Below are 11,191 nucleotides of genomic sequence, written 5' to 3'. Positions count from 1 at the left end.
AAGTCGAGGGCGATTGCTGCCCGCTCGGCAGCCACCCACCTGCTCCGCTCCGACCCAAGGCCCGCCTCCCGGAAGAGGCGGGCCGCACCCGGCCGGTCCGGTTCCTCAGCGGACGTCGGCGGGACGTTCGCCCGGCGGGTAGCCCGTGGGCAGGTCCACGGGCACGCCGTACACGCGCATCTCGGCGGCGGCCGCGTAGGGCTGGCCGTTGAGGGCGTTGAGCGCGGTGAACCGCACGTAGGAGGCACGGACCCGGTCGAAGGAGACGCGCTGGGTCTGCGGGACGTCCTTCAGGGTGCCGCGGGCCACCGTGGTCCAGGCCTCGCCGTCGTCCGACACGGCCACCTCGTAGCCGGCGACGCGCCCGTTCTGGCCCCCGCTCTGCCGGCCCAGGTAGCCGAACCCGTCGATGTCGGCGGCGCCGCCGAGCTTCAGCGTCACCCAGTGCGGATACGGCGCCTGGGAGGCGGTGTAGTCGGTGTGCCAGATGGTGCCGGGGTCACCGTCGAGGACGTTGGCCACCGGTCCCTCGGCGGCACCCGAGGAGGCGTTCTCCGAGTCGGCGGTCGCGGTCGTCGAACCGGGGGCGATGACGGGCTCCGCGGTCACCGCGGCGCGGGCGTCGGAGGTGACGGTCCTGGTGGCCCCCGCATGCGCGTACGTGGCGGTCACCTGCCAGGCGGGGGAGGTGTCGGTCGTGCCCGCCGGCGGGGTGAGCAGCCAGGTGGTGCGCACGGTCGCGCCCGGCGCCACGCTCTCGAAGAGGTTGCCGTCCTTCTCCTTCACCTCGGCCTTCCAGCCCTCGGGCAGCCCGTGGAACGCGATGCCCACGTTGCCGGCGTCGGCCGACTCGTGGTTGGTGAACGTCGTGACGTACTCGCCGGGCACCCCGGGGCTCAGCTCGGCGCCGGACGGGGCGGTGACGGCGGCGCAGGCGGCACCGCCATCCGCCTTGCCCAGGTCGGTCACGGTGAAGTCGTCGAGGACGAGGTCGCTGCCCCGGGCGCTGCCGAGCTTGCGCAGTCCGACCCAGGTGTCCCCGCAGCCGGCGACGAACTCCCGGGAGTGGACCGCCGTGTCCAGGGCCGGTGCCAGCACCTCGCGGGTGATGTCCCGGGAGGTGGTCTTCCCGTCGGCGACCCGGTCCGCGCCGGTGACCCAGGCCCACTGGCCCTCGATGTTGGTCTGGTAGGAGAAGGAGACCCGGTACCTGTGGCCCTCTTCGAAGGGCACCGTCGCGGGCGTCGTGCGGTGGACCAGCCCGGTGTTCTCGGCGTGGGACTTCAGCGAGTGCCGGCCGGCGAGCACGTCGTCGACGGCCTTGCCCCGCAACGTGCCCGAGTCGTACGGGGAGTAGGTGTTCTTCCACTCCTTCTGGCTGTAGGGCGCGTGCAGGTCGCTGATGCTGGTGCGCGGGTCGGTGACGCCGCCGGCGTCACCTTTGACGAAGGGTCCCCAGCCGGGCTGGTTGCCCTCGAAGCCGTCGTGGGCGACGACGGTGCCGTCCTCGGCGCGGGGGAGCGGGCCGGTGGTGTCCGCCATGACGCGCACGTCGTCCAGGACGACCGCGGCGCGGCCGGGGACGGCCCCGAGTTCCACGGTGACCGTGCCCTCGCGCGGCGCGGTGAAGGAGACCGCGGCCCGCTGGGAGTAGGTGTCCCGCTTCTCGTCGGACGCCATCTGGTTCCGGGCCGGTGTGATGTCGAAGGTCTTGGCCCGCGTGTCCTGGCCGCCGCGCACCCGCAGCGTCGTGGCCCGGCGTGCCCCGGGGCCGATCTCGACGTCCGCGGCGAGCGTGTACCGCCGGCCCGGGGTCAGACCGCGCACCCGCTGCGAGATGCCCGAGGCGCCGTCGCCCAGGCGGACCACGTTGTCGCCGTTGCCGGCCCGGACGATCTCCGCGCCGCCCCGCGCGTTCCAGTCGTCGAGGTCCCCGCCGTTGAAGCCGGGGTCGGACAGTCCGGTGTACTGGCCGTAGTGGGCGTCGCGGTGCGGTGCCTTGCCGCCGTTCGGCACCAGGACGTAGGGCTGCCCCTTCTCGGCGGTGAGCGTCACCCGCCCGTCGCGGGCCTTCACCCCGGCCTTCCTCACCCGTCCCTGGTCGGTGAGTTCGTAGAGGGTGAAGTTCTTGTTGCCCGCGAACTGTTCGGTCAGCGCGAAGGTGTGCTCGCCGCCGGAGGCGCTGTAGAAGTACATCTTGTCGGCGTCACCGGGCGAGGAGGTGCCGTCGCCCTTCCTGGTGCTGCCCCAGGGCAGCAGGTAGGTGTCGCCCCGCAGGACCTCGGCGCCGCCCATGGTGATCCGCCGCTCGCCGTCGACGGACCTCACGCCCACCCCGCCGGTGAGCCTCGCGGACCTGCCGCGGTCCCAGTCCAGCACCTGGAAGTGCTGGAGGAACTTGGTCGGCAGGTTGTCGGTCCAGATGTTGCGGTAGAAGGCGTTCCAGTCGTCCTGGCCGGTCCAGCCCTCGAACTCGACGACGCTGGCGCCGCCGAGCAGCGGGTCGACGTTCCACACGTCGCGGTCGGAGTTGGCGAGGAACCGGACGATGTCCGAGTTGATGCCCTTGTTGGTGGCGCCGCCGTAGTTCTTGTCGGCCGCCCAGTGCGACCACAGCGAGGTGCCCTCGAACTTGTACGCCCACTCGGTGGCGACCTCGAATCCCATCCTGCGCAGCCCGGCGGCCAGGCCGTCGGCCAGCCAGCCGCTGGAGTAGTAGGCGTCGACGTAGACGGTCTTGATGCCCGGCGCGTTCCTCCGGAGCTGCTCGAACCGGTCGAGGACGGCGCCGGTGCCCAGGTCCTTGCGCTGGTCGATGTGGTACGCCTGGTTGAGCCAGTCCCAGCCGTTCGGCTGCCCCTCGACCATGTCCTGGCTGAAGGTCTTCGCCTGTGCGTAGGCCTCGGTGGCGTTGACGTGGACGGCGAAGTCCGCGTTGTAGTCGGCGCCGGTCCGGGTGAGGCGGTCCAGGTCCTGCCAGCCGCCCGCGCGGACGTTCTCGTTGCCGCCGTAGTCGGGGTGCGCGGAGTCGTGGCCCTCGCTCGCGTACCCCTTCTCCAGCACCCACTGGCCGAGGTCGTCGGTGGCCATGGAGATGCGCTTGGTGTTGTCCAGCGTCTTCAGGAACGGGTTGGTGGCCTGGCTCGCGAAGTTGAACGGGATGCGCTGGACCACGCGTTCGGGCACCCGGTCCGCGCCGAACGGCCGGGGCATGTGCTCCCGTTGGGCGATGGCGCCGTCCTGCCAGTCGACCGTGCCGTCCCGGTTGGCGTCGGCGGCGAGGACCACGGTCGTCCGGGGCAGCGCGTAGGTGTCGACCCGCGGATCGGTCGCGCCGCCGGGGTGGTAGGTGTACGTGCCGACCGACAGCTCCGCCCGGCGCCGCCCTTGACCCGCGTCGACGATGCGGGACTGCAGACGCGTGTTCCCGTTGGTGTTGTCGTCCTGCGGCGAGTCCTCGGTCGCGTTGGTGATGACGCCCGCGGACAACTGGGCGTTGCCGACGAACGCGTAGGGCGTGCCCACGGGCTCCTTGTCCAGGGCGGTGTCGCCGGTGACGGGGATGAAGCGGTCGGCGGTCGTGGTCGAGTCGGTGGAGATCCTGGTGCGGGCGAGGTTGGCGCCCGGGTCGGCGGAGTCGACCGAGACCAGGGACTGGCCGGGGATCGCGAGGGTGCGCACGCTCGACGCGGCCTCGCCGGAGATCTTCTCGACGGCGAAGACCACCGTCGTGTCCTCGGTGACCGTGATGGTCGAGGTGATGGTGAGACCGGGCAGGTCCGCGAAGGTGGAGGTGTAGGCCGCCCTGCCGCCCTCCGCCTTCATGCTGGTGGTGGCGCGGTGGGCCTCGCCGTTGACGGTGAAGCTGTCCAGGGCCGTGGCCTGCCCGTCGAGGGTGCGCCGACCCAGCCGGTAGGAGATGACCTGGGGGAACTCCTTCGCCACGGTGACGGTCAGTCCGCCCCGGCTCAGTTCCACCGGTGTCGCCGTCGCGGCCGCCGGGGCCGCGGCGGCCGCCCGGGGCGGGGCCGCCGCGCCCGCGGGCACGGCGCCGGTCGACAGCAGTCCGGCCGTCAGGCCCAGCGCCGCGACGACGGCACCGGGGCGCGGCAGTCGTCCGCGTCCGGGTGGGGAGGACGACGAGGATGTCGGGGTGGGTGCTCCGGCCGCTCGCTTCGGTGTGATCGCTGCCATCTCGTTGCCGCTCGCCCTTCTCGGTGCCGACAGAGGCGTCTTCGGAGAAACCTGATCCACGCGAGGTCCGCGCTGGCGGGAACTATGGCAGAGGATGTTATCGATGCCAATGGGTCGCGCCTGGCTAGACTCCGGTGCGGGACCATTACCTGCGACGGCGGCCCGGGCCGCGGTTCTTCTCGTGGAGAGGCGAGCGATGTCATCGGAAACACCGGCGGCCGACCGGACGCCCGTGAGCAGGCGGACGCCCGACGACGGTGCCGCCCGCCAGCCCGGCATGGCCGACGTGGCACGGCTCGCCGGGGTCTCCGCCCAGACGGTGTCCCGTACCCTGGCCGGTCACCCCAACGTCCAGCAGGGGACCCGCGCCAAGGTGCTCGCCGCGGTCGAGGAACTCGGCTACCGCAAGAACAACGCGGCGCGGATGCTGTCGTCGGGGCGCAGCCGGACGATCGGCGTCGTGACGCTGCGGACCACCTTCTACTCCCGCGCGAACCTGCTCTTCGGCATCGAGGCCGCGGCGCGCGAGGCCGGGTACGCGGTCAGCACCGCCGCCACGGCGTCCTTGGACACCGCGGCCATCGAGGGCGCGCTGTCCCGGCTCGCGGAGCAGGACGTGGAGGGGGTCATCCTGTCGGTGCCGCTGGTGCACGTGAGCCCGAGGATCGAGCGGCTCACCCGCTCGGTGCCGACCGTCACCGTCGACGGATCGAGGACACCGGCCACCGAGGTCGTCGCCGTCGACCAGACCCTGGCGGCCCGCCTGGCGACCCGGCACCTGATCGAGCTGGGCCACGAGGCCGTCTGGCACGTCTCCGGGCCCCGGGAATGGCTGGACGCGGCCAGTCGCTGCGCCGGCTGGCGCGACACCCTGGAGGAGGCGGGGCTGCCGGTGCCGCCGGTGCTCGAAGGGGACTGGACACCCGCCTCCGGGTACCGCAACGGGCTGGTGCTGGGCAAGATCCCCGACGTCACTGCGGTGTTCGTGGCCAGTGACGAGATGGCCTTCGGGGTGATCAGGGCCCTGCACGAGGCAGGCCGCAGGGTGCCGCGGGACATCTCCGTCGTCGGGGTGGACGACATCGCGCTCGCCGAGTACTGCTCGCCCTCGCTGACCACGGTGGCCCAGCCGTTCGCCGAGATGGGTGCCCTCGCGGTCGCCCACCTGCTGCGGCACATCGCGGATCCGGACGCGGCGCCGGAACCGGCCTCCGTCGAGCCCGTGCTGGTCGTGCGCGCCAGTACGGCGCCGGTCGGCGGCGGGGCGGGACGCCGGTCCTGACCGTCTCCCCCCGCCCCCGGCCCCGGCCTGCCGCACCCGTAAGGGCCCGCTGGTCAGGCCCGGTGGCGTCGGTCCGCGGTCGCGGGAGTCTCGGTGACGAGGGCGAGTGCCGTGAGGAAGTCGTCGAAGGCCCGGTCGGCCCGTGAGACGTCACCCGTGGTCTCGATGTCCATGATGAGACCGCGCACGACCGCCAGGACGAGGGTGGCGAGTTCAGGACGGCCCATGCTGCGCATGCCGTCCTCGAACGGCTCCAGCCAGTCCGTGGTCGACTCGCGGCGGAAGCCCGGCCACAACCGCTGCCCGGCATTCTCCCGGAGCCTGCCGAACATGGTGAGGTACGGCCGCCCGGCCGGGCCGGTCATGACCTGCCAGGCGCGCCGCAGCGTGACCGGATAGGGCTCGTCGGGCCGCGGGCAGATCAGGTCGCCGAAGAAGTCGCGCTGGCGTCGCCGTGCCCGTCGCAGCGTCTCCCGCAGCAAGGCGTCCCGCGTCCCGAAGTGGTAGATCAGCATCCGGGCCGACGTGCCGGAGGCCGTCGCGAAGGGTTCGAGGCGGTCGGGAAGCCCGTGCACGAGGGCATGGTCGACGCAGGCGTCGAGGATTCGCTCGCGGATCTCGGGCTGTTTGTGTCGACCCATCGCCGCACTTTTTCACGTAACCGGAGCTACGTCTACCGTTGATCGAGGGGCTTGGCACCCGGATTCCAGGAGGAAGAGATGCGTGTGGTGTTCGTGCACGGAGCCTGCGTCCGTGACGGAGCGTGGTGGTGGCACCCGGCGGCCGCGGAGCTGCGGAAGCACGGTGTCGACAGCGCCGCACCGGCCCTGCCGAGCTGCGGCGAGGGCGACCGGTCGGCCGGGCCGGAAGGCCCCGGGCTGGCCGAGGACGTCGCCGCGGTGCGCGCGGTCCTGACCGAGGGGGACGAGCCGGTCGTGGTCGTGGCGCACAGCTACGGCGGGATCGTCGCCGCCGAGGCGGCGGCGGGCGTCGAAGCGGTGCGCCACCTGGTGCTGGTGTCGAGCTACCTGCCCGAGCCCGGCGAGTCCCTGTCGTCGTTCGCGGCCGACGCACCCCCGCCGTTCCTGGACTTCGACCCCGACGGCGGCACGTTCGGGGTACAGCCCGAGCTGTTCGCCGAGACGTTCGTCCAGGACTGCCCGCCGGACCTCGCCCGCGACGCGGCCGCCCGCCTGGTCCGGCAGACGCTGGCCGTGACCCAGCAGCCCGTCCGGGCGGCGGCATGGCACGACGTCTCCACGACCTACGTGGTGTGCACCGAGGACCGTGGCACTCCAGCGGCCGCGCAGCGTGAGTTCTCTCGCCGTGCGGGCACGGTGGTCGAAGTGACGGCGGGCCACCATCCGTTCCTGTCGCGCCCGCAGACCGTCGCCGACCTCGTCCGGCACCTGCCGTGAACGCGACCGCGGGCACCGGACGGGGCCCGCGCCGTCTGTCAGGGAGAAGAAGCAGGTGGAGACGTTCACGGCGCTGCGGGCGAGTGACCCGCAGCAGGTCGGACCGTACCGGTTGGCGGCCAGGCTCGGTTCGGGCGGGATGGGCAGCGTGTACCTCGGGCAGTCGCCCGGTGGCCGGACGGTCGCGGTCAAGGTGGTCCGGCCGGATCTCGCCGAGGAGATCGGCTTCCAGCGCCGTTTCGCCCGCGAGGTGGCCGCCGCCCGCAGGGTGAACGGGGCCTTCACCGCCGGGGTGGTCGACGCCGACCCGACGGGAACGCCGCCGTGGCTGGCGACGGAGTTCGTGCAGGGCATGGCGCTCGGCGCGGCCGTCGAGGTCCACGGTCCGTGGCCGGTGAGCCATGTGCTGCGGCTGGGGGCGGGCCTGGCCGAGGCGCTGACGCAGATTCACGCGGCCGGTGTGGTGCACCGGGACCTGAAGCCGTCGAACATCCTCCTCGCGCAGAACGGGCCCCGCGTCATCGACTTCGGGATCTCGGCCGTCAGCGAGGCCACCGCGCTCACGCAGACCGGCACGATGGTCGGCACCCCCGGCTACACGGCCCCCGAACAGCTCACGGGCACGCGGACGGGTCCCGCCGCCGACGTGTTCGCCCTGGGGGCCGTACTGGTGTACACGGCCACCGGCACGGGACCGTTCGGGGCCGGTGCGTCGCACGCCGTCGCCTACCGGACGGTGCACGAGCCGCCCGTCCTGGAACACCTGCACCCGGTGCTGCGCGCGGTGGTGGAGTCCTGTCTGGCGAAGGACCCCGGGCGGCGCCCCACCGTGGCCCGTCTCATGACGGAACTGCTGGCCGCGGCCGCCGGGAGCGACGGCACCGCGCGGCCGTTCCGCCCCGACGGCGACTGGCTGCCGCCGGCGGTCGCCCGGGCGGTGTCAAGGGCGGCCGGTCTGCGACCCGTCGGGCCGACGGGCCAACTCCCGCCGCAGGGACCACCGACGGAGGGCACCACCGGCCCCCTGACCCCCCGTCCGGCGAGCACGGCGGAGGTCGCGCCGCTCCCGGCGCGGGCGCGGGGAACCACCCGGCGGCGCGCCCTGCTCGGCGTCGCGGGCGCCGCGGCCGTGGCGGGGATCGGGGCGGGCGGCTGGCTGTCCGGCATCGGACGGGGCGGTACCGGCACCGCCCCCGCCTCCGCCCTGTCGCGTCCGGCAGGCACCCTGCGGTGGAAGTCGTACGCCATCGCCGACGCGGACGACGAGGTGTCCGACGACGTGGCGAACCTCACCTTCGTCGACGGACTGGTCCACGCGGCCGGTCGCACCGCCCTGTACGCACTGTCCGCCGAGCGCGGCGACAAGAAGTGGACCTACGCCCCGGGCAGCAAGTGGGAGCGGGTCAACCCGGCCGTGGCCGCGGCGGGCGGCACCCTCTACCTCGGCGTCGACGGGACCGTGCACGCGCTGCGCGCCGCCACCGGCACCAAGCTGTGGGTCCAGTCAACGGCCGGCGACTTCGCCCATCCGACGGTGCACGGCGAGGCTCTCTACACCGTCAGCGTCGACGCCGAGGGCAGCGAGTTCCAGACCCGGTCCTGGCTGTACGCGGCATCCGCGAGGACCGGCACAGAGACCTGGAGCAAGGAGAGCGACCGGGACCAGACCCCCGTGACCGTGGCGGGCGACAGCCTGTACAGCGGTGTCGGCGGCGTGCTCTTCGCCCGGCACCCCGACACCGGCGGTACGCGCTGGCGGTACGACACCGGCGGCTACTCCCTGTACGCCCCGGCGGTCAGCGGCGGCACGGTCTACGTCAGCGGCCTCGGCCCCGGTCCGGACGAAAGCGCCGTGTACGCCGTGTCCGCGGCCACCGGGGAGAAGCTGTGGGAGGTGCGCGAGAGCGGCCTCTTCTTCGTCCCTCCGACGGCCAGCGGCGAAACGGTCCTGGTCGGCAACCTGCTGGGTTCGGAACAGAACATCCTGCGGGCGCTGGACGCGAGGACCGGCAGGGTGATCTGGAAACGCCACCTCGCCGACGACTCCCTCACCCGGCCCGTCACGGCGGACGGCACCGTCTACGTCGTCGGCGACGGCGTGCTGTACGCGCTGCGTGCCGACACCGGCACGACGCTGTGGCGGTACGCCACCAAGACCTCCGTCCGCGCGGCCCCGCTGGTCGTCGGTGACACCGTCTACCTCTCCACCGCCACCGGCAAGGTCTGCGCAATAGGGGCTTGACGGCCGTGTTCAGGCCCGGGGGGAGGTGCGGGAGGCCGGTGCCGGGGTCGGCAGGGGGCTGGTCGCGGCCCGGGTGACGTCGCCGACCAGTTCGACCACGTCCGGGCCGTACGCCTGCGAGTTGACGACCTTGAGCAGCAGCACGAAGAAGTTGTTGCCGTGCTTGCGGGCCAGTTTCTCGTGGTGCCGGGCGAGGTAGCGGGTGGCCTCGTGCCCTGGTGCTCTGTGGGTCGTTACGGCTGTGCAGGGTGTACCGCGCGGCGGGCAGGCGGCCAGAGCGCCGTGTGGAAGACACGACCGGCAGGTGGCGGTCGGAAGGCGACGGGCTTGGTTCAAGCGGGGTACTGGAGACATGGGTGACCTTTTGCCGCTATCAGGCAATGCCTTGACGCTTTCCATGGCTGCGCATGTAACTTCATCTCCACAGTTTGGTCACAGGTGCTTCAGAAGTGACCCTTGGGGCGGGGGCTTTCTATGCGTGTGCGGTGGCTCAGTGCTGCCCTGATCTCGGTGCTGGTGGCCGGTTCCGGGCTGACCGGCTCGACGGCGCCAGCAGAAGCGGCGGCTGCCTGCCCCTCCGGGGTGGAGTCCGATTTCAACGGCGACGGTGTGCGGGACATGGTCATCGCCGACCCCGAAGCCACGGTGGGGGCTTACGAGCGAGCCGGCGAGGTCCATGTCGTCTACGGGGGCGGCAAGGGAACGTTGAGCCTGCACCAGAACACGACCGGAGTTCCCGGCGCAGTGGAGAGCGGCGACCAGTTCGGGGCTGCGCTGGCGGTCTACGACGCCAACCTCGACGGCTGCAGCGACCTGGCGGTCGGAATCCCCTACGAGGACCTCGCGGTGACGTCGGAAACGTCGTCGAAGACGTACTCAGACGCCGGCCTCGTGCAGGTGATATACGGCTCCACGGATGGTCTGGCCGGGGCTTCGTCGCCGGTCGCGAACGAATACCTCCAAGGTGAGGGCAAGCCCTTGGGCGGTGCCCCCGAACACGAGGACTGGATCGGCTTCGCGCTGGCGGCCGGGAAGTCGTCGGGCGGAGTTCCGTTCCTGCTGATCGGCGGCCCCGGAGAGGATCTGGGGACCGTGGCCGATGCCGGGATGGCCTTCTATGTCCACGGGACGGCACGGACCGTCGCGGCCTTCCACCAGGACACGGCTGCGGGCGGTGACGTGCCGGGCATCGTGGAGCCGGATGACCGGTTCGGCGCCTCCGTCGTTGCCACGCCCACTCACTTCGCGGTCGGCGAACCAGGCGAGGCACTGGGGACGAAGACGTTTGCCGGCGGGGCGGCCGTGTTCAGCCACACGCTGGTCAGCACCCATCCGAAGCCGCTGTTCGGTCTGGCCCAGGATCAGGAGCCCATCAGCAGCGACGGCGAGGTCGGCGACGGGTTCGCCACGTCGATGGCGATGGTTCCCTACCGGCCGTCCGGGGCGACGGCCACGTCCGAATCGCTGCTGGCGGTCGGTGTGCCGGGTGAGGACCTGGAGGCCACCGTGGACGCCGGTGCGGTCCACATCTTCCGCATCACGGCTTCAGGGACGTTCACGGAGACCGCGTGGATCACCCAGGACTCTCCCGACGTGTACGGGGGCACGCAACCGGGCGACTTCTTCGGCCAGAGCCTGGCCGCAGTGAACACCGCGCCCAGCACCACCAGTTCAGCGACCACGGTGCGGCTGGCGATCGGGGTTCCCGGTGATGAGTACTCCCAGGAGTACGTCGACCGGGGCGGGGTCCACACCGTGCCCATGGTGGGTGCTCCGGGGGCCTCGGACAGCTGGGTCAACCCCGGCTATGGCATCCCGCCCGGCCCTGCCCCGCACGTTCTGGCGGGCACCAGTCTTGCGGCAACGCCGGGTGCGCTGCTGATCGGCCTGCCGTACGGCCCCCCTGAAGGCCACGCCGTGCACGGATACAAGTGGAACGGGACGACGGGCGAAGAGCCGACGGTGACGTACAAGCCGGGCGAGGGCGGACTCCCCGCGGACGGCAAGGCGTTCGGGGCGGTGGTGCGCTGATGAGCACCCGGCCGAAACGCAGCG

At 72.3% G+C, this 11,191-nt stretch carries 6 protein-coding genes and 1 pseudogene; 4 read left to right on the top strand and 3 right to left on the bottom strand.

Annotated features, from left to right (window positions below; translation table 11 throughout):
* Positions 1–105: 105 nt before the first annotated feature.
* Complete coding sequence (locus K7854_RS10105; protein WP_226026063.1) at positions 106–4,194, bottom strand: endo-alpha-N-acetylgalactosaminidase family protein; 4,089 nt, start codon at positions 4,192–4,194, stop codon at positions 106–108.
* Positions 4,195–4,390: 196 nt separating this feature from the next.
* Here K7854_RS10105 and K7854_RS10100 point away from each other — a divergent pair, with 196 nt between their 5' ends.
* A complete protein-coding gene (locus tag K7854_RS10100; protein WP_226026062.1) occupies positions 4,391–5,476 on the top strand; it encodes a LacI family DNA-binding transcriptional regulator in 1,086 nt (361 codons plus the stop codon).
* Between the two features lie 53 nt (positions 5,477–5,529).
* Here K7854_RS10100 and K7854_RS10095 read toward each other — a convergent pair whose 3' ends face one another.
* Entirely contained in the window at positions 5,530–6,117 is a 588-nt protein-coding gene (locus tag K7854_RS10095) for a TetR/AcrR family transcriptional regulator (RefSeq protein WP_226026061.1), read from the bottom strand.
* Between the two features lie 78 nt (positions 6,118–6,195).
* On the opposite strand from K7854_RS10095, the gene K7854_RS10090 reads away from it, so the two are divergent.
* Together K7854_RS10090 and K7854_RS10085 are read left to right on the top strand one after the other, a co-directional pair.
* Positions 6,196–6,894 (top strand): alpha/beta hydrolase, encoded by a 699-nt coding sequence (locus tag K7854_RS10090; RefSeq protein WP_226026060.1) that lies wholly within the window; start codon positions 6,196–6,198, stop codon positions 6,892–6,894.
* A gap of 55 nt (positions 6,895–6,949) precedes the next feature.
* Positions 6,950–9,136, top strand: coding sequence for a serine/threonine-protein kinase (locus K7854_RS10085; protein ID WP_226026059.1), 2,187 nt, complete (start codon positions 6,950–6,952; stop codon positions 9,134–9,136).
* A gap of 9 nt (positions 9,137–9,145) precedes the next feature.
* On the opposite strand, the pseudogene K7854_RS10080 reads toward K7854_RS10085, so the two are convergent.
* Positions 9,146–9,343, bottom strand: a pseudogene (locus K7854_RS10080) (hypothetical protein); the annotation flags it as partial.
* A 273-nt stretch (positions 9,344–9,616) separates the two neighbouring features.
* Here K7854_RS10080 and K7854_RS10075 point away from each other — a divergent pair.
* Complete coding sequence (locus K7854_RS10075) at positions 9,617–11,167, top strand: FG-GAP repeat domain-containing protein (protein WP_226026058.1); 1,551 nt, start codon at positions 9,617–9,619, stop codon at positions 11,165–11,167.
* The last annotated feature ends 24 nt before the right edge of the window (positions 11,168–11,191 follow it).

The sequence above is a fragment of the Streptomyces hyderabadensis genome, from assembly GCF_020404845.1.
In the GTDB taxonomy this organism is placed as follows: Bacteria; Actinomycetota; Actinomycetes; order Streptomycetales; family Streptomycetaceae; genus Streptomyces; species Streptomyces hyderabadensis.
This window is presented reverse-complemented; position numbering and strand designations above follow the sequence as displayed.

Excerpts from the sequence above, each read along its gene's own strand:
- K7854_RS10105 (WP_226026063.1), bottom strand. The coding sequence starts at position 4,194 with ATGGCAGCGATCACACCGAAGCGAGCGGCCGGAGCACCCACCCCGACA.
- K7854_RS10100 (WP_226026062.1), top strand. The coding sequence starts at position 4,391 with ATGTCATCGGAAACACCGGCGGCCGACCGGACGCCCGTGAGCAGGCGG.
- K7854_RS10090 (WP_226026060.1), top strand. The coding sequence starts at position 6,196 with ATGCGTGTGGTGTTCGTGCACGGAGCCTGCGTCCGTGACGGAGCGTGG.
- K7854_RS10095 (WP_226026061.1), bottom strand. The coding sequence starts at position 6,117 with ATGGGTCGACACAAACAGCCCGAGATCCGCGAGCGAATCCTCGACGCC.